The organism is Tateyamaria omphalii (genome assembly GCF_014651375.1).
In the GTDB taxonomy this organism is placed as follows: domain Bacteria; phylum Pseudomonadota; class Alphaproteobacteria; order Rhodobacterales; family Rhodobacteraceae; genus Tateyamaria; species Tateyamaria omphalii.
Window position 1 is genome coordinate 329,068 of sequence record NZ_BMWT01000003.1, and the last position, 22,976, is coordinate 352,043.

Genomic DNA, 22,976 nt, shown 5'->3' on the forward strand with positions numbered 1-22,976 from the left:
TCCCCGTCACCGGACATAAAAAAGGGACCGCGTTCAGCGATCCCTTTCGTCTTTGTGCCAGGACGTCACTCGGTCTGTGATTCCAGCCACTTTTCCAGCCAGTGGATGTTGTAATCACCTGTGTGGATATCTTTCTCGGCCAGCAACGCATGAAACAACGGAACGGTTGTGTCGATCCCGTCAATAATCAACTCTCCGAGAGCCCGGTTCAGGCGCGCCAATGCTTCGGCTCGGTCGCGGCCATGCACGATCAATTTCCCGATCAGACTGTCGTAATAGGGCGGGATCGAATACCCGTCATAAAGCGCCGAGTCGATACGCACCCCAAGACCGCCGGGCGCATGGTACTGTGTGATCCGGCCAGGAGAGGGTGAGAAATTGGGCAGTTTCTCTGCATTCAGACGCACTTCGATCGAGTGGCCGTTGATCTCCAGATCGTCCTGCTGGAAGGACATGTCCATACCGGATGCCACGCGGATTTGCTCGCGCACCAGATCGACGCCAAAAATGGCCTCTGTCACCGGGTGTTCCACCTGAAGGCGGGTGTTCATCTCGATGAAATAGAACTCGCCCTTTTCGTATAGGAACTCGATGGTACCTGCACCGATATAGTTAATCTTGGCGACGGCGTCCGCGCAGATGCGTCCAATTTCGGCCCGTTCTTCGGGGCTGATCGCGGGGCCAGGGGCCTCTTCGAACACCTTCTGGTGGCGGCGTTGCAGCGAGCAATCACGCTCGCCCAGATGCAGGGCCCGGCCCTTGCCATCGCCAAAGACCTGGATTTCGATATGACGTGGCGTGGTCAGGTACTTCTCGATATAGACTTCGTCATTGCCAAAGGCGGCCTTGCCCTCGGCCCGGGCCGTCATGAACGCGCTTTCCATGTCTGCGGCCGTTTGCGCCACTTTCATGCCGCGCCCACCACCACCTGCCGTGGCCTTGATGATGACTGGATAGCCGAACTCTTCGCCGATGGCTTTCGCCTCTTCCAAGGTGGCCACGCCACCATCGGAACCTGGAACGCAAGGCACACCTAGCGCCTTCATCGTGTCCTTGGCGGTGATTTTGTCGCCCATGACGCGGATGTGTTCCGCGGTAGGGCCGATAAATGTCAGTCCATGATCTTCGACGATCTGGACGAATTGGGCGTTTTCAGACAGGAAGCCGTAGCCGGGATGGATGGCCTCGGCACCCGTGATCTCGCAGGCCGAGATGATGGCCGGGAAGCTCAGGTAGGATTGCGGCGACGCAGGAGGGCCAATGCAGACGGATTCGTCGGCCATGCGCACATGCATCGCGTCGGCGTCCGCGGTGGAATGAACCGCCACAGTTGCGATGCCCATCTCACGGGCCGCGCGAATGACGCGCAGGGCGATCTCTCCGCGGTTGGCAATCAGGATTTTGTTGAACATGCGCCGACCCTTATTCGAGGATCACAAGCGGTGCGCCAAATTCCACGGCGGCGCCGTCATCGACCAGAATACGTTTGATCGTACCCGCGCGCGGGGCAGGGATGTGATTCATGGTTTTCATCGCTTCCACGATGAGCAGCGTGTCGCCTTCACTGACCTGCTGGCCAACCTGAATAAAGGACGGTGCACCTGGTTCAGCTTGCATATACACGGTGCCAACCATGGGGGATGTGACGGCGCCCGGGTGGTTGGCTGGATCAGCGGCAGGTTCAGTCGCCAGTGCTTCGACCGCCGGTGCAGCGGGGGCAGGGGCAGCAGTGGGCGCCGGCGCAGCGACCTGGGCCACAACCTGTTGCGCCATCTGACGTGACACACGCACATTTAGGCTGTCGTCTTCGCCATATTCGCGTTTCACCTGCAGTTCCGTCAGATCATTCTCACGTAGCAGTTCAGCCAGTGCCTGGATAAAGGCCACGTCCGCGTCATGGTTGCTCTTTGTCATTCTTGTCCTCAACCGTTTGGTCGTAGCCGCGCACAGATGCGCGGCCCGTAGTGCTCTTCGCTGCTTATAGCGGTGCAATGACGCAGAGGAAAGCGCTGTGACATTTCGCTGGTGCATGTGGAACAGTGCTGAGGACTGGACCTGTTCCCAAACGAAAAAACCGGCCCCACAAGGGGACCGGTTTGCGCATCTAACCTACTACCCAGGTTTGGTCAGATGGCGAGGTACTCGGCCCGCAATTCTTCGTTCTCAAGCACTTCTGCGGCCGTACCGTCAAACACGATCCCACCCGTGTCGAGGATCACGGCCCGGTCGGCCAGTTGCAGCGCACGCACGGCATTCTGCTCAACGATCACGGTCGTGATTCCCTGTTCCTTGATGACGGTCAGGGTCTTTTCGATCTCGTCCACGATGACGGGCGCCAACCCTTCATACGGTTCATCCAAAAGCAAAACCTTGATGTCACGCGCCAAGGCGCGGGCGATGGCCAGCATCTGTTGTTCACCCCCTGACAAGGTCGTACCCTCTTGGGTGCGGCGTTCGCCAAGGCGCGGAAATAGGTCATACAACCGTTCTATGGACCACCCGATGGGCGGGGCGATCTGGGCCAGTTTCAGGTTTTCTTCGACCGTAAGGCCCGGAATGATGCGCCGATCCTCCGGCACCAGGCCCAGTCCAGCTTGGCTGGCCTCATGGCTCGACATCTTGTGCAATGGCTGATGGTCCAGCCAAATCTCACCATGGGTGACTTCCGGGTCGCCGATGCGCGCAATGGACCGCAAGGTCGATGTTTTGCCCGCGCCGTTGCGGCCCAGCAAGGCAAGAATTTCACCCTCGTGCACGTTAAAGCTGATGCCCTGCACGATATAGCTTTCGCCGTAGTAGGCGTGCATATCCCAGACACTCAGAAATGCCGGAGCGGTGGCGGCGTGGTTCACGCCTTTAGAAAAGTCGGGTTTGACGTTCATCTGCTCAGCTCCTTATGCAGCATCTTGGGATTCACCCAAGTATGCTTCACGTACCTTCGGATGGCCCTTGATGTTGTCGGGCGTGTCTTCGACAAGCGGTGTGCCTTGCGCCAAAACAGTGATCCGTTCGGCAAGGCTGAATACCACGTGCATATCGTGTTCGATGATCGAGATGGTGATGTCCCGTTCGTCCTTGATTTGTTTCAGCAGGTCGATGGTGTTGTTGGTGTCGGCCCGCGCCATGCCGGCCGTTGGTTCATCAAGCAGCAGCAAGCGGGGTTCTTGCGCCAGGCACATGCCGATCTCGAGCCGCCGTTTGTTGCCGCGCGACATAGTCGCCGCGTTGTCGTTGCGCGCGTCCGCCATGTCCATCTCGACAAGCATCTCTTCAGCCCGCTCTACGATTTCGCGGTCTTTCATCATGCTGATGAACGCGTTGGGTGTGAACGCGCCGTCCCGCTTGGCAAAGCAGGGGATCATCATGTTTTCCAACACGGACAGGTCGCCGAAAATCTCGGGCGTCTGGAATACGCGGGAAATGCCCATTTGATTGATCTCATATGGCTTGCGTCCCAGCACCGACTGGCCGTCGAACATGACGGACCCCGTGTCAGGGATCAGCTTGCCCACCAGGCAGTTCAGCAGTGTCGACTTGCCTGCGCCATTCGGCCCAATGATGGCGTGTACGGTGTTCTCTGCGACGCTAAGGTTTACGTCCCCCAGCGCTTGCAGGCCACCGAACCGTTTGCCCACGTTTTTGACTTCAAGGATACCCATCTTGTCTCTCCTTATTCCGCAGGTGTGGTTTTGCCATCAGGCGTGTCAGTAGACTTCTTCTTGCGGCCAAAGAGACGCGCAATCCGTTGTCCCCCTTCGACAAGACCACCGGGCAGGAAGATCACGACCAACATGAAGATCAGGCCAAGTGTCAGGTGCCAGCCCTTGCCGATGAAGGGGTAGATCAGCGTGACCACGAAGTCTTCGAGCCCGTCCGGCAAGAAGGCGAACCAGGTGTGCAGAATGTCCGAGTTGATCTTGGACAGGATGTTTTCCATGTACTTGATCGCACCGGCACCGAGGACCGGGCCGATAAGCGTGCCAACACCGCCGAGGATCGACATCAGCACCACTTCACCCGAAGCTGTCCAGAACATGCGTTCGGCGCCGACTTGCGTGTCCATTGCCACCATCAGACCGCCTGCCAAACCGGCATACATACCTGAGATGACGAAGGCTGCGAGCGTGTAGGGTTTTGCGTTGAGGCCGGTGTAGTTCAGGCGCTGCTGGTTCGATTTTACCGCCCGCAACATCATGCCAAAGGGTGAGCGGAAAATGCGGATCGACATGTAGAAGGCCAGCAGCATCACTATCGCTGCCACGTAGTAGCCCGCGTTGAATGTGAACAACCAACTGCCCACGCTCCATTCGATGCTTGATCCCATCTCAAGCCCAAACAGGTTGGCCTTTGGTGTCGCGCCATCGGCAAGTGACCCGTCCAGAATGCGCGGATCGTTGACCTTTGGCTGTAAGCCCGTTTCGCCGCCCGTGATCGGTGTCAGCACCGAATAGGCGAGCGAATATGACATCTGTGCGAAGGCCAGCGTCAGGATCGAGAAGTAGATGCCGGAGCGACGCAGGCTGATCCATCCTACTGCGAGACTGAAAACACCCGCCACAATGACCGACACGATGATGGCCGGTACAACATTCATGGTCAGCAGCTTCATCATCCAGATAGCGGCATAGGACCCGACCCCCAGAAAGGCGGCGTGTCCGAAGGACAGGTAGCCGGTCAGTCCGAACAGTATGTTGAACCCGATGGCGAAAATGCCAAAGATGACAAAGCGCTGCATCAGGTCGGGGTAACCCGCGTTGAACTGCGCCATGCCGGACCCTTCAGGGAAGGGGTTCAGGATGAAGGGGGCCAGCGCAACCAGTACAGTGACCAGAAGCAGAAGGCGGAAGTCTTTTTTGTCCAGTCCAAACATGGATCAGTCCTCCATCACGCCCTTGCGGCCCATAAGGCCCCGAGGACGGGTCAACAGAATGATAATTGCCACCAGGTAGATGATGATCTGGTTCAGGCCCGGCAATACGGCGAGGACTTCGCGCATCGAGGCAAAGCTTTCGAGGATGCCCAGAAGGAAGCCCGCGGCGACAGCGCCGGGCAGAGAGCCCATGCCGCCCACGACCACAACCACAAACGACAGCACGAGGAAGTCCATGCCCATATGGTAGTTTGGCGAGTTGATCGGCGTGTACATCACGCCCGCCAGCCCAGCGACGGCGGCAGCGATGCCGAACATCAGGGTGAAGCGGCGGTCGATGTTGATGCCTAGCAGCTGCACCGTCTCGCGGTCGGCCATACCGGCCCGCACAACCATCCCGAAGGTGGTGAACTGCAGGAAGGCGAAGACTGCACCGATTATTACGGCAGCAAAGGCAAAGTAGATGATGCGCCAGTAGGGATAGATGATCGTGTTGGGATCAAAGCCCATCATGGCCCCGAAATCGAAGGACCCTTTGAAGGCTGCCGGGGCAGGGGTCGGGATCGGGTTGGCACCGTAGTAATACTTGATGATCTCTTGCAGAACGATGGCGAGGCCGAAGGTCACCAGGATCTGGTCCGCGTGAGGGCGCTTGTAGAAGTGTTTGATCAGCCCACGTTCCATAATGACCCCGATGGCGATCATCACCGGGATGGCAAACAGGATGGACAGCGGAACAGCCCAATCAATAATGGCAGCCCCGGTGCTTTCACCGAACCAGTCCATCACGTAAGGCACGTCGACTTTCAACGGATTGCCAAGAAAGTCCTTTTGGGTTTCGTCCACCACGGTGTGGCTGAGTGTGAGGATCCGGCTCAGGGTCACGGCGCAGAACGCCCCGATCATGAACAGGGCCCCGTGGGCGAAATTCACCACGCCCAGAGTGCCGAAAATCAGCGTAAGACCCAGCGCAATCAGCGCGTAGGCCGAGCCCTTGTCGAGCCCGTTTAGAATTTGAAGGATGATCGCTTCCATCGGCCGAACCTCTGGGTTGGGGACATCTGTCCCCGCGGGGACACATTATGTTGAATTTTGGGGTGCCTGGGATCAGGTGCCAGGGAAGGGTGGGCCACAATGGGCCCACCCTTGGTTTCGCGGCTTATGCGCCGGGGTTGCAGGACCCCAGTTCGCCACCAAAGATCGACGCGTCGTAGGTGACCTGGCTTGTCGGCGTGACTTCCACGATCTCGAGAAGGTCGAACTCGGATGTCGGGTTCTCTTTCCCTTTCACGACCAGCACGTCCTTGAAGCACTGGTGGTCTTCGGCGCGGTACAGAGTTGGACCGTTGCCCATGCCGTCGAATTCGAAGCCTTCGAGAGCCTCGGCCACGGCGCAGGGGTTGAACGACCCGGCACGTTCCACGGCATCCGCATAGAGCATCGCCTGCACGTAGCAGGTGTGCGCGGCCTGCGAGGGCGGGAAGCCGTACTTGGTGCCGAAGGATTTGACGAATGCCTTGGAACCTTCGTCCTGCAGCGACCAGTGCCAGTTGGTGGATCCGAAGATCCCCTTCACGTTGGCGCCCGCACCCTTCGCCATCAGGCGGGAGTAGAGCGGAACAACGATCTCGAAGTTCTTGTTGTTCACCAGCTTGTCACGCAGGCCGAACTGAACCGCGTTGGTCAGCGAGTTCACCATGTTGCCGCCGTAGTGGTTCAGAACCAGAACGTCCGCACCCGACTGCAGAACTGGCGCGATGTAGGACGAGAAGTCGGTCTGCGTCAGCGGCGTTTTCACGGCTGCAACAGTTTCCCAACCCATGGCTTCGGTCGAGGTGCGCACGGCTTCTTCGGTCGTGTAGCCCCAGTTGTAGTCAGCCGTCAGGTGATAGGCTTTGCGATCCGTGCCGTAGTTGTTGGCCAGGATGGGTGCGAGCGCAGCACCGGACATGTAGGAGTTGAAGAAGTGGCGGAAACCATTTGCTTTCTTGTCCTTGCCGGTGGTGTCGTTCGAGTGGGTCAGACCCGCCATGAAGATCACGCCCGCCTCTTGGCAGAGCGCTTGCACGGCCACGGCCACACCCGAGGACGAACCGCCTGTGATCATGACGGCGCCGTCTTTTTCGATCATGGAACGGGCCGATGCGCGGGCTGCGTCAGATTTGGTCTGAGTGTCGCCTGTGACGTATTCGACCTTCTTGCCCATGATGCCGTTGCCTTGCAGGGCCTTGGACGAGAAAGTGTTCATCAGGCCGCCGTCGCCACCACCGTTCAGGTGCTCGACTGCCAGTTCATAGGCGCGCAGTTCGTCTGCGCCTTCGTCTGCATACGGACCGGTCTGTGGTACGTTGAAGCCCAGTGTCACGCTCGAACCTGTTGGTTCGTTGGTGAATGCTGCGGCCGACTGCGCCGTGAAGATCGTTGGAGCGGCTACACCGGCGCCCGCGATGGCACCGGTCTTGAGCACGCCACGACGCGTCAGATTCATTTTGGACATGAATATCCTCCCAATTGTTGAAAAGCGCGATCCTGCTCCTCAACCGGATCGCGCATGCACTTTTCGTGCAAAGGCACTATCGCGCGGGTTTGGAAAATTGCGCAATAAGCCCCTTGTTTTGCAGAATTATTTTGTAAACATTTGCACAATACGACGGTATGCTTTGTAAACTTTGTTATGTCGCAGCGCAGAAACGCGTTGAAATGACTTACAAACGGGTGGGAATGGCGATGGCGCGAGATGCACTAACAGGCACGCGGATACGTGAGCGCAGGACGATGGAACGGCTCAAACAGTCCGATTTGGCGCGTCAGATTGGCATCTCGGCGTCTTACCTGAACCTGATTGAACACAATCGCCGTAGAATCGGAGGCAAGCTGTTGCTGGATATTGCAGCGGCTTTAGGTGTTGAACCTACCGTATTGAGCGAGGGCGCAGAGGCTGCGCTGATTGCTTCGCTTCAAGAGGCCGCTCAGCGCGCGAGTATGTCGGAGACAGAGAGCGGGCGGGCCGAAGAATTCGCCGGTCGCTTCCCTGGCTGGGCCGATGCGCTTGCAGCGGCCCATCGCAAAATTGCTGACCTGGAACGGACCGTCGAAACCCTGAGTGATCGCCTAGCCCACGATCCCGAACTTGCGGCCTCGGTACACGAGGTTTTGTCTACGGCGGCGTCGATACGGTCGACAGCCTCCATCCTTGCCGAGGATAAGACGATCACCGAAGAGTGGCGCAACAGGTTCCATGCCAACATTGATGCAGACAGTCGCCGCCTCGCGGACAGCTCAAAGGCGCTTGTTGGTTTTCTGGATGCTGAAACGGGGGAGGCGGCGCCGTCCGGGTCCCCGCAGGAAGAGGTGGCCCAGTTTCTGGCAGCACATGACTATGGGTTTTCGTCGCTTGAGGATGGGGCCGAGGATGTTGATCGCATCGTTAGCAACGCATCCGAATTGGTCTCGGCTCAATCTCGGCACCTTGCCCGCACAGTGCTTGATCGCGTCGTTCGCGACAGTGCACAGGTTTCAATGACCGATCTGAAGGCAGCGCTGACCGAGGATGGGCTGGACGTGATCGCCCTGTCCAACCGCTTTGGGGTTTCCGTTCCGCATATGATGCGCCGCCTTGCTGCCGTGCCGGGGTTGGACGCAGGGCTGGTCGTGTCTGATCGCGCGGGCAGTTTGCTGTTCCGCAAGGATATCGAAGGATTCACTATTCCGCGTCATGGGGCCGCTTGCCCTTTGTGGCCGCTGTTTCAGGTTTTGGCTCAACCGGGGCAAGCAATCCATGCGCGGGTTCAGATGCCATCTCGGGATGGGGCTGTCTTTGATTGCTATGCGGCTGCCCAGCCTGTCGGACCGCTGATTGTGAACACGCCGAGACTGGTGGAAGCGGCAATGCTTATTCTGCCGGTTCCCGATGGTCCTGAACCCAACGGTCTCACAATACAGGAGGTGGGTCCTGCCTGTCGGATTTGCCCGCGTGGTAGATGTGCCGGGCGGCGCGAGCCGTCGATCCTCAGTGATGGGTTCGGAGGCTTTTGACAGCTTGACCAAATACGCACATAGTTGGGCGCGCCAGCCAAGAGGCGAAACTGCTGCGGGTTGGTGCGATTTTGGGGAGGAGTCGCAGACATGGGCAAGCACGTTTTGCTCGTTGAAGACGAGACTAACATCATAGAGGCAATCCAGTTCCTGCTGAGCCGCGAGGGTTGGCAGGTTGATACGCATTCTGACGGGGCAACGGCAGTCGAAAAGGTGCGCAACATGCGCCCTGATCTGGTCGTGCTGGACTATATGTTGCCGGGTAAGAACGGCATCGACATTCTGACCGAACTACGAGCCGATCCGGATTTTGAGCGGTTGCCGGTTCTGATGCTGACTGCGCGAGGGCAAAGCAGGGATCGGGACCTCGCAGAGCGGGCAGGGGTCAGCCGTTTCATGACCAAGCCATTTTCCAATACAGAGGTGGTGACAGCCGTTCGCGATCTTGTTCAATTGGCGCAATGACGGACCACAACACAAACACCACCCTTTTTCTTGAGCGGCGCAGTTACCGCCGCCGCAGGGTGATGGATGCGTTGCGTCTGTTACCGATTGTCGGGCTGTTGTTGTGGCTGTTTCCGGTCTTCTGGCCAAACGCCAAGGATGGCCCGGACGCGCCTGCATCCGTATCCATGTCAGGTGCGGTCACTTATGTCTTTTTGGTCTGGGTCGTCCTGATCCTGTCGGCCCTCGTTCTTTGGTGGGTCTTGTCCAAACATTCGGGTGAAGCATCCGACCCGCCGGAGCAGCAGCGATGATATCCGTCAACCAGCTGGTTGCTGTCAGTCTGGTTTATGTCGCATTTCTGTTTGCAATTGCATTTTTTGCCGAGCGCGCATCGGCGCGAGGCCGGAGCGGATGGTTACGGTCACCGCTGGTCTATACCCTGTCTTTGTCCATCTATTGCACCGCCTGGACGTTCTACGGTGCGGTTGGCTATGCGGCGCGGTCCGGTATGGAGTTTGTCACCATCTATCTGGGCCCAAGCTTGGTAATGATCGGCTGGTGGTGGGTGTTGCGCAAACTGGTCCGTATCGGGCGCGCGCAGCGTGCGACGTCGGTGGCCGACTTGATTTCGGCGAGATACGGTAAGTCCAATCTTTTGGCCATTGTTGTGACGCTCATGGCCGTCGTGGGGGTTACACCTTACATCGCGTTGCAGCTGCAATCGGTGACACTGTCGGTATCAATCTTTTCCAATCCGACTGATGCAGACGTCCTGAGCCAGTCCACAGCCACGTTCTGGGTCGCCTGTGGCCTTGCCATCTTTACCGTGCTTTTCGGGACCCGGAATCTGAATGCCAATGAACGCCATGACGGCGTGGTGATTGCGATTGCCGTTGAAGCAGTCGTGAAGCTGATCGCTCTACTGGCCGTTGGTATCTTTGTTGTTTGGGGTATTGCCGGTGGCATCGGGCCCATGCTGGACCGCATCGATTCATCACCTATTGGCGAATGGAGTATGGACCGCAGCCGCTGGGTGGCTCTGACAGCCCTGTCCGCAGCCGCTTTTCTGGCGCTGCCCCGCATGTTCCAAGTCATGGTGGTCGAGAACGAGGACGAGCGCCATTTGCAGATCGCGAGCTGGGCCTTTCCGCTTTACCTGATGCTGATGAGTCTCTTCGTCGTGCCGATTGCTGTGGTTGGCCTCGACATTCTGCCTGCCGGTAGCAATCCGGATTTGTTTGTCCTGACCGTCCCGTTGGCTGAGGGGCGAGGTGGGCTCGCAACATTATCCTTCCTTGGGGGGTTTTCGTCTGCGACATCTATGGTCATCGTTGCCACACTCGCCCTGTCGACAATGGTGTCGAACCATATTGTGATGCCCATTTGGCTAAGTACGCAGGCCGAGGGAGCCCAAGTGTCGGGGGACGTCCGGAATGTGGTGATCCTGGCTCGGCGCGCGTCGATTCTTCTGATCATCTTCTTCGGGTATCTATACTATCGTTTGTCCGGCGGTGGCGCTGCGCTTGCGGCGATTGGGCTTATTTCCTTTGTTGGCGTGGCGCAGTTTCTCCCCGCCATGCTGGGCGGTATCTTTTGGCGGGGTGCCACGCGTTGGGGTGCGCTTGCAGGGCTGGTCGTAGGTTTCACTGTCTGGGTCTTTTGCTCGCTTCTTCCGAGCTTCGGGCCAGACGCTGTACTCAGTGCCGCCGTCTTTGACCATGGTATTGCCGGTCTGGGCTGGCTGAGGCCACAGGCTTTGTTCGGGGTCGAGGGGATCGACCCGACCGTGCACGCAATCGTCTGGTCCATAACACTGAACATGGTCGCTTTCCTCGGCGTATCTCTGGTCACGTTTCCGCAACCTCTTGAACGGTTACAGGGTGCTCAGTTCGTCAACGTCTTTGATCATTCTACGCAGGCTCGTGGTTGGGATGCGGCCCCGGCAACATCCGAGGACCTGATGGTTATGGCGCAGCGTATCCTTGGTCCGGCCGATGCATTGGCATTGTTTCGTGCTGAAGCCGAGCGACAGGGCGTGACCGGCCATTTGCCTGAGCCGACACAGGGCTTCCTGCAGGCGCTCGAACGGGAACTGGCCGGGTCCGTGGGGTCGGCAACGGCGCATGCGATGATCAGCCAGTTGGTGGGCGGCGCATCTGTTTCGGTCGAGGACCTTATGGCTGTGGCCGACGAGTCGGCTCAGATCCTTGAATACTCCAACCGGCTGGAGGCCAAGTCAGCGGAGTTGAGCCGTACTGCCCGCCAGTTGCGGGAAGCCAACGAAAAGTTGACGGCGCTGTCGGTCCAAAAGGATGCCTTTCTGGGGCAGATCAGTCACGAGTTGCGCACTCCAATGACGTCGATCCGATCATTCTCAGAAATCTTGCGCGACACGGACGAATTGGAGCAGTCGGAAAAGACCAAATATGCGTCGATCATTCACGGAGAGACGATCCGTTTGACCCGACTGCTGGACGATCTTCTGGATCTGAGTGTGCTGGAAAACGGGCAGGTCAGCCTGAACCTGGATACTGGCAACCTGAACGATGTGATCGGTCAGGCCGTTTTATCGGCGGGTGGGGATCGGAGTACACGATTGTCGGTCAGGCACGAGAATGCCGAGCTTGATCACCCGCTGACAACCGACCTTGACCGGCTGCGGCAGGTATTCATCAACCTGATCACCAACGCGCAGAAGTACTGCGATGCACCGCAACCCGAGTTGCATATTGACGCAATGGACGGTGGCGATGGATTGCGGGTTGTTTTTCATGACAACGGGACACCCATTCCAGCCGAGTCCCGATCGCTCATCTTTGAAAAATTCTCACGCATCAATGACAAGGATGGATCGGGCGCTGGTCTGGGCCTTGCCATATGTCGAGAAATCATGGCGCGTCTTGGGGGCGATATTACGCACGAGCCACGTTCGGACGGGAACGCGTTTATCGTGCACTTGCCCGTTCGCGCGGCCATGGCTGCGCAATAGAAGTAGAAGTTTTGTCGTCATAAAGTGGTTGGTAACCTATGGCCCTTAAGCAGTGAGTGCACCTGCAGGCCGTAGAAACGGCGGAGTTTATGAGCGAAACCGCAACAAACAGTATCTTGGGACGCATGGCGACAGCGGGCCGGGAAGAGCGTCAGGCGCGGGTCATGACGCTGGCCAAAGCGTTGCGTCTGACTTTGGCCAAGGTTGCAGATGCACTCATGGAACTGCCCATTGCCGTGATTGGGGCGGTGGTGGAAAAGGTCGACGGCGAGGCGGTCGAAGCACAGTTGAAGGATAATGCACTGCTGCTGCTGCTTGATGGGCCAGGCGGCCGGGCTGGGGCGGCGATTGTGGACCCCATCGTTGTAGGCGGAGTAATACAACAGCAGACCATGGGTGTTGTGCTGGCCGATACCGGAGCGACGCGCACGATGACCCGTACCGATGCGGCCGTTTGCGCGCCCTTGATCGACATGTTGCTGGAGAAGGCCTGCCCGATCCTGGACGATCCTGATGATGCCGCACTGCTTGACGGTTTTCGGTTCGGGGCAAAGGTGGACGATGCGCGCACGCTGGCACTGGCCTTGGACGCGCAGGAATACACCTTGATCCGTTTGACGGTCGATTTGACGCGAGGTGCGCGGCAGGGCGAAATCACCTTGGTGTTGCCACTAGCGGATTCACGCGATGCGGAGCCGGGCGAGGATGACACCGAGGCTGAGCCCACCGATGCGCCCTCGATGACCGACACGGTTATGGGGCTGAATGCGGATCTGAACATGATCGTCTGTCGCTTGCACTTGCCTTTGAACGCTTTGCAGGCGCTGAACATCGGGGATGAGTTGCCGCTGACACCCGGCGCATTTCCAAATGTCCAGATTGTGACCAATACTGGCCGAGTGGTAGGGCGTGGCGTTGTCGGGCATGTGGAGGGCGTACGGGCTGTCAAACCACAACGTGCGCCGTCTCATGCGACGCAACCATTACGCCGGGCCTCGGACGAACCGCATGTCGAGATGCCAAAGGTCGAAGAGATTTCCGGGCTTGCACGGCGTGAGGAGGATACAGGCGATGTACCTGCAGCTGACGAAGACGCCAATGTGACAACACTTGGAGACATGCGCGAGTCTGAAGGCGAAACCGACAAGTCGAAAGCAGATACGTCAGGCGATGACGACTTGCCTGGGTTGGATCAATTGCCCGATCTGGATGCTCTTCCTGATCTTTCAGAACTTCCCGACCTTGCGGAGTTGCCCGATCTGGCGGTTGGCTAGTCTCTTCGCGCTGTACCGGATTGTGCCGCAATAGCATCGAGGGTGGGCCGCAAACCATCCAGATCGTAACCGCCGTCACGCGCGGTGCGCAGAATGTCGTCGGTTGGTACGCGCCCCGCTTGACCCAGGCACCATACCACGGTCGACCGTGTCCCAGACGCGCAATAGGCCAGCACCGGTGTTTGCGTATCTTCGGTTAAAGCCATGTGCTGTGCCACATTTTCGGCGTTCATCGTCTGATGTGTCAGTGGCAGCCTGTGAAAAGCCAGACCCGCGGCCAAGGTGGCTGCTTCAATTGCGTCGGCCTGCAAAGCCGGTGGGACTTCGCCATCGGGACGATTGCAGATCACGGTTTTGATCCCCGCAGCCGCGATGTCCGGCAGGTCGGCAGGATCGAGTTGAGGGGCTACGAAATAAGTCGGCGTGATCTGTCGAATGTCCATCCTTCCGATTTATGTCGTGGATACAACTCTGTCCAGACCGTGTCACGTTGGCGGAACGCTCGCGGGCGGGTGGGCACCTTGCCTGTGTCTTGTTGGCGCGTGCCCGCCGAGCTGTCACGGATCTTTCCGTCTATTTCGATCAAGCAAGTTTTGCCGAACAACCGCTGCCCGGTCCGTCAATCATGTCGTTCACGACCCCGCGAAAGACAGCAGCTCGGTCAAAACACTCCCATCCCGGCGTCAAGCCCACCCCGATGGTGTGGGGGTGTTCCCTATCAGCTCAGAAAGATACCGATGATGACAAACATCAGGCCAATGACAGATACAAACAATGCCCCCAAATTCAGTGGTAGCACCCGTGCCATGACTGCGCGCATGTCTGCATCATCAAGGCCTGCCGCGCGTGCACGCCATACTTTGATGATGCACCAGACAAGGCCAATCAGGCCGAGGACGGACAATGTCGCACCGCCCCAAATCAGACCATCCCATAGGGTAAAAGCTGTCTTTTGTTCCATGACTTCCGGCTATCCGAGCAATGGCGTGATGGCAAGGCGCCAACGCCTCTTGCAGCACTGGACGCGCCCCGCTATCCAGCGGGCTGATCTGATCCTAAGGAGTGCGCAATGACCGACACAGCCACAAATGCCGAAAGCTACCGTGTCACCGCGGATGAGTTGCGCCAGTTCGTAGAACGGTTCGAGCGGCTCGAGATGGAAAAGAAAGACATTGCCGATCAGCAAAAAGAGGTGATGGCCGAGGCCAAGGCCCGCGGGTACGACACCAAGGTGATGCGCAAGGTGATCGCGCTACGCAAACGCGATAGCGACGACATTGCGGAGGAAGAAGCCGTCCTTGAGATGTACAAGGAAGCGCTTGGCATGAGTTAAGCGCGATCAGTCTGGGCTTTTTGCGGGGTCTTTTTTGTGCGCTGGAGCAAAGCTTAGCCAGCGCAACGGCAATGCACCGCCCTTGTGAACAATGCCGATTTTCACGGGGTTGCCCGAGCGTTTGTCGGTCAATTCAAGCGCGGACTCGCCGTTCTTGATATGCTTGTCGCCCCATTGCATGAGCGCAAGGATCACCGGCGCCAGTTCCCGGCCTTTCTGTGTAAGTACGTAGGCATGGCGTGTGCGGGATGATCCGTCGCGATACGCTTTTTTCTTTGCCAATCCGTTTTCGACGATCTGAGTCAACCGACCAGACAAAACGGATTTGGGTATTCCGATGTCTGCCTGAATATCCGCGAAACGACCGACACCATACAGCATTTCCCGCAAAATCAACCATGTCCAACGGTCCGGGACCTGTTCGATGGCAAGGGCTGCACCGCATTCGGACATCGGTATGGGGCTTTCGCGCACTGGCGAATTTTCTGAGTTTGACATTTGGACTCTGCTCTGTCAGTTTTTTGTTGTTGTCCGCAAGGTAGACTGAAATGACGTTGCAAGCCACTGAAAACACATTGAACGCTGGCGGTTGTTATTGCGGCGCGGTCCGATTTGCCGTCTCGCAGCGACCAGTGGTCAAGGGCCAATGCCACTGTCACGCGTGCCAGCGAATGTCTGGTGGGGCACCTCACTATTTCATGCTCGTGCCGCCAAACGGGTTTCACTGGACCGCCGGAACACCTGCGCAATTTACGCACCCCGATGTAGAGGGGGCGGTCACACGGTATTTCTGCGATGGATGTGGCACGCAGCTTGTGACAACACGACCGGACATGCCCGGCACGATCGTGAAAATAGGCACATTGGACGACCCGAGTGGTTTTGCCCCTCGCGTTGCCATTTGTCACGCTGATGCATTGGAGTTTCACACCGTACCCGATGGGGTTCAAGTATTCGAAGGATTGCCGGTCGCCTAGGGCGCGATGAGCGTCACTCCGGGGATGCGGGCGACCCGCTCCATGTCTTCTTCGTACATGTCTGTCAGGGTTTCGACAGTTTCATCAGTCCAGCCTGGAGCATTCAATTCTTCTTCGATCTCGTCCTGGATAGCAAACTTGTCCAGAAAGGCCGCAATGACACGGCGTTTTTGCATCTCCGTCATGTGCGGGTGGGATTTCAGGTAAGCCCGAAACCTTTGCATACCTTCCTTCGACATGATGTCTGACAGCAGATCGAACCCACCGATGATTTTTTCCCCATGTTCCAAGCCGGCGAGCTCTCGGACGATCTGTGCCCACAGCATTGGCATATCCTCAAAGCACCAGGTGGTGATCGTCACGTCGGGCGCGGCCGCTCGTATAGAGGATAAGGTTTCGGACCAGCGAATGCTGTAAGGGTCGGCGCCCCTCAAAAACGCCGCCATGTCTTTTTGCGGTGCGTTGTCGAACAGCGCTGGCAGGAACGTTGCCGGGTTGCGTATGGCGAGAAAGAGTTCGAATTCATCATGCGCGAACAATGCGGAAAGTTGGGCCACACGTTCGGCTGCGCCACGATAAATCTTTCCATCACGTATGCAGGCCCGCGGTGCTCCGAACAGGAACATGTGACTCAGGATCATGCGATCAGCGTTTTCTTCATCGAGGATCAAGTCCATCAAAACGTCGCGTGCATCCGGGGCAGGCTGCGCATCTTGCAGGGCCGCAAGCGTGTCTTTCAAAAGCGGCCGGTACTTGCTGGGACCCGGAACCGCGACACCGCGTTTTGAAAACTCTTCCTTGTTCCGCAACAAGCAGCGCATCAGCCTGTCTTCTTCGGTGAAATGCGCGCCAGCGTGAAGGACAATTTGCATGTAGTTCGACCTGATGGGCGTGAATTCCTGTGTTTTAGGTATACCTGTTTTGCGCTGGGATAAAACCTCTGACGGATAACGAAAAACGCGCTTGCCACAGCGCGAATCTCGGAGTAAGTGCTGCGCCCACGGCCCCTATAGCTCAGCTGGTAGAGCAACTGATTTGTAATCAGTAGGTCCGCGGTTCGAGTCCGTGTGGGGGCACCATCACTCTTTCCTGTGGCATCAAAGTCTCGTACAGACGTCTTTGATTTACAGGTGTTTTTTTGCAGCTACCTGACCGTACCATGTCATTCCAGCTCAGTGTTTTTCCAGATATCGCACTGGCAGATTGGGTGTGCTGGAGCTGGCTTCCAAAAGTGCAATTTGTCAATGAAGCGCCAGAGACGTGTAGGATAAGATACTGTGACGTCAGTTGCGCAACGATTTCCGGGACCACATGCTCGATACGCTCCTCCGCCGGGACATGTTTTTCGCAGACCTCATCAAACGTTTACTTGCCAATGAAAACCACTTTGGATCGGCGGGTGAGCCTGTGTCTGATCGATTCTGCGGATCTTGACCGGTTGCTATGTGGCCTACCCATTGAAGGGGGCGAGCGTAACCAATGCGGGAGCCACCTATCTTCTTCCAATGGCAGCAAAATTGGCAGGAGAACCATCGATATGATAGGCGGCTATGATGAATTTCATCTGATGCTGAACCGATCAAGCACCGCTTCGTTGTGACAGAGGTTCATAGTTTGGTGCACCTCTGTTTCTTGGTCAAAGAGCGGTGGAGCATGTTGTATTTGTTGAAGATTGTGCAATGTATGATGCCCGGCGGCGTTTTAATTGAGAGCCGCTGGTAAGTGCGATAGCTCACACCATGCGTGTCCGGACACAGCACGGGACATTTTTCTAACATGGGTGATAGAGCGATTGGGCGGCTTGATCTTCCCAAGTTTATTGTAGTGCTACTTAAGCTTGTGGATTATCGTTGATCGTTCGGTTAACAGATGACTTAAAGTTGGGATGGGGGACAACTTGTGATTTGTCGGCTGCAATGGCGAAAGTAAAACTAGGCGCGCTGGTTTTCGATACGGTGCAGCAGGAGCTTAAAGACGAAGTAGGACGACGAGTTCATCTCCGCTTGAAGTCAGTTCTTGTCTTGAACGAACTCATAAAGCACGCTCCGAATTTGGTGACACGTGATGATCTCATCCATGCAGTTTGGGGAGATGTATGTGTCACTGACGACAGCCTGACCCAATGTATTTCGGAAATTCGCCGTGTTCTCAATGATCCGGAGCGAACACTTGTCCGAACGGTAACAAAACGTGGATTCCTGCTGGATTTGCAACTGCCAGAGATCGGTTCAGAAAGACAGGAAGAGCGGAGCAATTTCGCGGTGGCGATTTTTGAGCCAGACCCATTCAGAGCCACCGAACTGTTCTCCAAAATCTCCATCGCGTCGCAGGACCTGAACCTGATCCGCGAAGGTCAACAAACCGTTGTCCTCGAAGGTCCCGATCTTGATGTGCTTCTAGATATTGCAACAGATGCCAATCAAGCGCGCCTTGGGGTTGCTCTCACTTCGGAAATGGCCGACGTCGCCAGCAAACTGGCGCATATTGCTGGCAGCGGGCAGATCTTTTCGACAATTGGCGCATGGGATGTTGGCAACCTTGGGCCAAATTTTGATTTGGAAGATCATGGTGAGCTTGACATGCCTGTTGAAGGTATGACCGTTCGTGTCGTGCGGATTATTCGCCGCCGGCAGCGTTCCATGCTTGGTTATGCGGCCCACAAGCCGGATCCTCGTCCCACCATCACGATTCTGCCACCGGTTGCTAGGCTCGAACAGCCGTTTGGCGAAGTGCTTGGTTCGATCATTGCGGATGATCTTGCAGCAACCATTACCGCGTCCCCCGAAGTAAACGTCACCTCTCGCCTGTCTACGGCAAATTGGCGAGGGAACAACGGGACACTGTCGAACTTGTCTGACCTGTTTGGATCGGACTTTGTGCTTTCGGGCCATTTCTTTCAAGTCGGCGAAGAGACGAAACTGAGCCTGGAGTTTGCTGAAACACGTAGTGACAAGGTTCTGTGGATCGAAACAAGAACCTGCCCAACGCAGGACATTTTGCATGGGCAGTCCGCCCTGGATGAGATCGCCGCAAAAGTGCAGAACGCCGTGATCAGAAACGAGGTCCGGAAGTTGCAATTCCAACCATTGGAGACATTGGAGAACTTTACTCTTCTGTTTAGTGCAATCGGCCTGATGCATCGCTTGTCCGTCTCAGATTTTTTTCGCGCACGGACGCTGTTGAGTGCTTTGAATGATCGTCTGTCTGATCAACCGGTGGTGTTGGCTTGGCTGTCGCGATGGTTCATCCTTCGAGTCCATCAAGGATGGTCTGATGACCCGCAAAAGGACGCCCAAAGCGCGCTTGATTGCACGAGGCGTGCGCTTGACATTGAACCTGAGAATACGTTGGCGTTGTCCAGCGAAGGGCACGTATTGACCAACTTGTTCAAGCGGTTTGATTTGGCGGAAAACAGGTTTGAGGCTGCGCTGTCTGTCAATCCCAATGACGCAATCAGCCACCTTCTGCGCGGTACGTTCTATGCTTTCCAGGGACGAGGTGAACAAGCCGAACGAGATGCATCTCGTGCTTTGCAATTGTCGCCCTACGATCCGCACAGGTTCTTTTACCTCGCCCACGCAGCAGGCGCCTCGCTTGCTGCGGACAACAACGAGCATGCGCTTGAACTGACAGAACAGTCATTGCGCTACAATCGTTCGCACGCTCCAACCTTGCGAGTGAAAACGGTGGCTCAAGTGCGTTTGGGAGACGTGCAAAGCGCGCGCGAAACGGCATCCGAACTTCTCAGAGTGCAACCAACGTTGCGAACGAATGAATGGCTTGCCAATTCGCCCAGTGGGCAATTCGATATCGGAACTTCATTCGCCCGAGACATGCAACTGGCAGGAATCCCAAAGTAGTGGGCAATTTTTTGGAAAGGAAATTTCAATGACAAAACGCGGTACAGGTGGACCTGAAAGCACGTTTAGCACGTTTAGCACTTTCAGTACGTTCAGCACTTTTTCGACCTTCGGTGGTGGCGGCGCGATCGAAAACCCGTTGCTGGCAGCCGCGTTGATGACCAACCGGGATGGCATCGCAGGTGCTCAGCTGCCAATCGTTGAAGGGATTAAACCCAATCCAGCGAACAGCACCAAAAACCTGCCCCGCCTCTCGCCAGAGGTACGTGCCGCAATTTTCGATTCCGAACTCGGCACGCGTGTGGCCTTCACCACGTCAAGCAATGATGACACACCCTCAGTAAATGTCTGGAGTGCAGCGATCATTGAAGCGGAAGAGCCGGAATCGGACTTTGACCCTTTGGTCAGCGTATCCGCGCCCACAATCGACCAGCTTCGCGCGCAGATGGCATTGGTCAGCAGCTACGCTGATATCCGGCCTGACCGCGCCGAAGAAATTTTGGTTCAGATGCCAGCGATTGCACCATTTTATGCGAGCCTGGAATTTATGGATCCGGCACGCACGCCTCATACAATGGAGCTGTTGGCCGCGGCTGGGCGGTTCTCAAACTACGTCGTGCAACGCATGAAGTACGCTCTTGCTATCAAGCGCCCCATTGAGTTTTCACCACAAGTGCAACCAATGATCCCAACGCCTACACATGGCACTTTACCAAGTGGGCACGCAACAGAAGCGTTCATGGTGTCCCGTCTAATGTGGGAACTGCTGTTAGCTTCGAATAACTCAACCTACACCGCTGGGTCTGGAGAATGGGGGCAAATTCTGATGCGATTGGCTTCTCGGATTGCCATAAACCGGACTGTTGCGGGCGTACACTTTCCGGTCGACAGCGCTGCGGGCGCGGTGTTGGGGCTATCACTGGCACAATTCGTGCGTACGCTTTGCTTGGGCGAGCGGAAATACACAAGCGCTACCTTCACTGGCCCCAACTTCAACGAAAATGCAGATTTTGATTGGACTCAGCTCTACACCGTGGAAGGCGACAAGCAGGCCAAGCATTCATCGAACCTTCCGAACGGAGAAGACTATGCCACATCGTCTTCGGCGAAAATCCCGAGCGGTGCTGTGACGTCAGAACCGTTGAACTGGCTTTGGCTTAAAGCCGTGAACGAATGGGTGGATCTGACAAATTGAAAGGCGGAGGTTTTTAGATGACTTTCAAATGGTATTTGACGAACCGTCCACCCGTAACGGATGCGCGCACGGATCATCGGCTGCTGCATCTTGAAGCACTTGAGCAAAACCTAACCGCTGATTGGTTCTCGGTTCTGATCAAACTGGAGCAGACCAGTATTGATGCTTTTCTGGATTCTTTGCCTGCGGAGATAGCAGACTCTGTTCATATTCCTGAGCTGTATGATAGCGATGATCGCGCCGAGGTGCCGACCATACAGCATGTAAGTGGCTTTGCCCGTGGTGCTGCGCTGCGCGCGCTGAACGAAGTCGATAACACTTTCGGAGTTTCCGCGTTGCGGTTGGGCGGACAAGTCCTTGGCGGTTTAAACCTCGATGCGACTTTTGACGAAATGCCTTTGGCGCATGTACCGGAAGATTCAATTGTCACTGCAGTGATCGATGATGCAATCGCATTGGGTCATAATCTGTTTGCCAGCGGAATCTGTAAAACCCGGATTGCCAGTGCCTTGGTCATGAGCGCGCCAACGCTGTCTGGCGGCAAGTTTTCGCGCGGGCAGGTATTCCACAAAGCCAAACTGGATCGGTTTTTGAAAGAGTGCACGGTTGCGGGGCTGCTGGATGAAGACCGCTTCTATCGCCTGACCGGACAGATTGACCATTCTGCCCCCGGTGCATCTTTGCTCGCGCATCGACGGACACACGGGACACATGTCGCTGGCTTGGCAGCGGGCTTCCCACGAGAGACGGCTCCAGATAACCGTCCCATCCTGTGCGTTACGTTGCCTGCAGAGGTGACGCGCGATGTTAGCGGACGCAACCTGCTTCCTGATCTCGCCTACGCGCTGATATTTGTAAGTCGCCAAAGCAGACGCATTCGCGCAGGTGATCGGCCAGCTCCGGTCGTGTGCAACTTCTCTTACGGGTCGTATGGTGGCCCGCACGATGGAACGGGTGACATTGATCAATTGTTCGAAAGGTTCGTCAACAGTGTGCCCAAACAAAAGCGCCGCGTCACGCTTCCTGCCGGCAATGCTTACGAAAGAGATATCCACGCCAAACTTTCCTTTGACGGCTGTTCCAGACAGACATGCAGCGTGGGGCTTAATGTGCCGGTTTCAGATCTGTCGGCGAGCCATGTCCAGTTCTGGTTGCCTGTGTCATCCAGTTCAACGCCCGACGGACAACCTGCATTTTCAGTTATCTTGCCATCCGGATATCGCAGCCCGGAGTTCAATGCTGAACCAGGTGCAAGCATGGTTTTGCAGAACGCAGAGGGACAAGTGGTAGCGCAGCTCAGCTATAGCTACGAACGCCGTCCGACCCAGCGTGGTGTCGTTTCATTGACCGTTTATCCGACTGCAACGTTCAATAGCAGTGACCCTGTCGCTCCTGCGGGACACTGGCGTGTCGAAATGGCGTTGTCCACCGAAGCCGAGATCCACGCTTGGATCGACCGAGACGAAGACCTGCCAGGCTATCGTCCACGCGGTCGCCAGATGCATTTTGATGCGAACGACACCGATCAAGTCAGTTCTGACAGCACGCTTAGCGGCTTTGCTTGCGGTGTGTCACCCGTTGTTGTGGGTGCGGTTGACTCGCGCATGGACGCGATGTCTGCCTACTCGGCTGCAGGGCCGATTACACCGACCGTCAATTCTCCCGACATCCCACGTCCGGGGCCAGACACGGCGTCAGTTAGTGACACCAGTCCTGTTTTGGCGGGAATTTACAGTGCTGGCTCCAGATGCGGTTCAATGGTGCGGATGAGTGGAACAAGTGTTGCCGCACCACAAATCGCACAATTTATGGTCAACGGTTTGGCTGCGGGGCAGCAAGCAGATCGCCCATGGGTGCAGTCTCAGGCACGCCAACGCAACCCCAACATTGATCGAACTGCTTACCCTCTTGGAAGAGCCGGTGAAGGCCCGATCAAGGTTGCAACAGGCATCAGATCAAGCAAAATCCTGTCTGACACAAGTACTTGAACATGGCG

The 22,976-nt window shown here is 56.7% G+C and carries 21 protein-coding genes and 1 tRNA gene; 11 read left to right on the plus strand and 11 right to left on the minus strand.

The features are described from left to right. Positions 1-65 precede the first annotated feature (65 nt). From accC to IE087_RS12315, 7 genes are all read right to left on the minus strand, one after another. Positions 66-1,412 carry an acetyl-CoA carboxylase biotin carboxylase subunit gene (gene accC / locus IE087_RS12285; protein WP_189369640.1) on the minus strand — a complete coding sequence of 449 codons (1,347 nt, stop codon included), beginning with the start codon at positions 1,410-1,412 and terminating at the stop codon, positions 66-68. A 10-nt stretch (positions 1,413-1,422) separates the two neighbouring features. Then, positions 1,423-1,914: an acetyl-CoA carboxylase biotin carboxyl carrier protein gene (gene accB / locus IE087_RS12290; RefSeq protein ID WP_189369641.1), complete on the minus strand. Its 492-nt coding sequence runs from the start codon at positions 1,912-1,914 to the stop codon at positions 1,423-1,425. Between the two features lie 212 nt (positions 1,915-2,126). Beyond that, complete coding sequence (locus tag IE087_RS12295; RefSeq protein WP_189369642.1) at positions 2,127-2,882, minus strand: ABC transporter ATP-binding protein; 756 nt, start codon at positions 2,880-2,882, stop codon at positions 2,127-2,129. A gap of 12 nt (positions 2,883-2,894) precedes the next feature. Then, positions 2,895-3,659 carry an ABC transporter ATP-binding protein gene (locus IE087_RS12300; RefSeq protein WP_189369643.1) on the minus strand — a complete coding sequence of 255 codons (765 nt, stop codon included), beginning with the start codon at positions 3,657-3,659 and terminating at the stop codon, positions 2,895-2,897. Positions 3,660-3,670: 11 nt separating this feature from the next. After that, positions 3,671-4,870 (minus strand): branched-chain amino acid ABC transporter permease, encoded by a 1,200-nt coding sequence (locus tag IE087_RS12305; RefSeq protein ID WP_189369644.1) that lies wholly within the window; start codon positions 4,868-4,870, stop codon positions 3,671-3,673. A 3-nt stretch (positions 4,871-4,873) separates the two neighbouring features. Then, a complete protein-coding gene (locus IE087_RS12310; protein ID WP_189369645.1) occupies positions 4,874-5,905 on the minus strand; it encodes a branched-chain amino acid ABC transporter permease in 1,032 nt (343 codons plus the stop codon). 124 nt (positions 5,906-6,029) lie between these two features. Continuing rightward, positions 6,030-7,367: a substrate-binding protein gene (locus tag IE087_RS12315; protein ID WP_189369646.1), complete on the minus strand. Its 1,338-nt coding sequence runs from the start codon at positions 7,365-7,367 to the stop codon at positions 6,030-6,032. A 230-nt stretch (positions 7,368-7,597) separates the two neighbouring features. Between IE087_RS12315 and IE087_RS12320 the strand changes: the two genes are divergently transcribed. From IE087_RS12320 to IE087_RS12340, 5 genes are all read left to right on the plus strand, one after another. Next, positions 7,598-8,905, plus strand: a complete 1,308-nt coding sequence (locus IE087_RS12320; protein WP_189369978.1) for a helix-turn-helix transcriptional regulator — start codon at positions 7,598-7,600, stop codon at positions 8,903-8,905. A 90-nt stretch (positions 8,906-8,995) separates the two neighbouring features. Further along, on the plus strand, positions 8,996-9,370 hold the full coding sequence (locus IE087_RS12325; protein ID WP_189369647.1) for a response regulator transcription factor: 375 nt from the start codon (positions 8,996-8,998) through the stop codon (positions 9,368-9,370). Beyond that, positions 9,367-9,663: a hypothetical protein gene (locus tag IE087_RS12330; protein ID WP_189369648.1), complete on the plus strand. Its 297-nt coding sequence runs from the start codon at positions 9,367-9,369 to the stop codon at positions 9,661-9,663. The genes IE087_RS12325 and IE087_RS12330 overlap by 4 nt, the downstream gene beginning before the upstream one ends. Continuing rightward, positions 9,660-12,341 (plus strand): sensor histidine kinase, encoded by a 2,682-nt coding sequence (locus IE087_RS12335; RefSeq protein ID WP_189369649.1) that lies wholly within the window; start codon positions 9,660-9,662, stop codon positions 12,339-12,341. The genes IE087_RS12330 and IE087_RS12335 overlap by 4 nt, the downstream gene beginning before the upstream one ends. Before the next feature lie 89 nt (positions 12,342-12,430). Beyond that, positions 12,431-13,615, plus strand: coding sequence for a hypothetical protein (locus IE087_RS12340; protein WP_189369650.1), 1,185 nt, complete (start codon positions 12,431-12,433; stop codon positions 13,613-13,615). Here the strand turns inward: IE087_RS12340 and IE087_RS12345 are convergent. Then, the gene (locus tag IE087_RS12345; RefSeq protein WP_189369651.1) at positions 13,612-14,058 is read right to left on the minus strand and encodes a protein tyrosine phosphatase family protein; all 447 of its coding nucleotides are present in this window, start codon (positions 14,056-14,058) and stop codon (positions 13,612-13,614) included. The genes IE087_RS12340 and IE087_RS12345 overlap by 4 nt on opposite strands. Before the next feature lie 275 nt (positions 14,059-14,333). Beyond that, complete coding sequence (locus IE087_RS12350; protein WP_189369652.1) at positions 14,334-14,576, minus strand: hypothetical protein; 243 nt, start codon at positions 14,574-14,576, stop codon at positions 14,334-14,336. A 108-nt stretch (positions 14,577-14,684) separates the two neighbouring features. Between IE087_RS12350 and IE087_RS12355 the strand changes: the two genes are divergently transcribed. Further along, complete coding sequence (locus IE087_RS12355; protein WP_189369653.1) at positions 14,685-14,948, plus strand: DUF2312 domain-containing protein; 264 nt, start codon at positions 14,685-14,687, stop codon at positions 14,946-14,948. A 6-nt stretch (positions 14,949-14,954) separates the two neighbouring features. Here the strand turns inward: IE087_RS12355 and IE087_RS12360 are convergent, their stop codons facing one another. Further along, positions 14,955-15,446 (minus strand): winged helix-turn-helix transcriptional regulator, encoded by a 492-nt coding sequence (locus IE087_RS12360; protein WP_189369654.1) that lies wholly within the window; start codon positions 15,444-15,446, stop codon positions 14,955-14,957. 50 nt (positions 15,447-15,496) lie between these two features. On the opposite strand from IE087_RS12360, the gene IE087_RS12365 reads away from it, so the two are divergent. Next, a complete protein-coding gene (locus IE087_RS12365) occupies positions 15,497-15,925 on the plus strand; it encodes a GFA family protein (RefSeq protein WP_189369655.1) in 429 nt (142 codons plus the stop codon). On the opposite strand, the gene IE087_RS12370 is transcribed toward IE087_RS12365, so the two are convergent. Next, on the minus strand, positions 15,922-16,797 hold the full coding sequence (locus IE087_RS12370; protein WP_189369656.1) for a hypothetical protein: 876 nt from the start codon (positions 16,795-16,797) through the stop codon (positions 15,922-15,924). The genes IE087_RS12365 and IE087_RS12370 overlap by 4 nt on opposite strands. A 131-nt stretch (positions 16,798-16,928) precedes the next feature. Between IE087_RS12370 and IE087_RS12375 the strand changes: the two genes are divergently transcribed. From IE087_RS12375 to IE087_RS12390, 4 genes are all read left to right on the plus strand, one after another. Continuing rightward, positions 16,929-17,004: transfer RNA gene (locus IE087_RS12375), tRNA-Thr, on the plus strand. An 837-nt stretch (positions 17,005-17,841) separates the two neighbouring features. Continuing rightward, positions 17,842-19,785 carry a winged helix-turn-helix domain-containing tetratricopeptide repeat protein gene (locus IE087_RS12380; protein WP_229801367.1) on the plus strand — a complete coding sequence of 648 codons (1,944 nt, stop codon included), beginning with the start codon at positions 17,842-17,844 and terminating at the stop codon, positions 19,783-19,785. Positions 19,786-19,813: 28 nt separating this feature from the next. After that, a complete protein-coding gene (locus IE087_RS12385; RefSeq protein ID WP_189369658.1) occupies positions 19,814-20,980 on the plus strand; it encodes a phosphatase PAP2 family protein in 1,167 nt (388 codons plus the stop codon). Positions 20,981-20,997: 17 nt separating this feature from the next. After that, positions 20,998-22,968, plus strand: coding sequence for a S8 family serine peptidase (locus tag IE087_RS12390; RefSeq protein WP_189369659.1), 1,971 nt, complete (start codon positions 20,998-21,000; stop codon positions 22,966-22,968). Positions 22,969-22,976 lie beyond the last annotated feature (8 nt).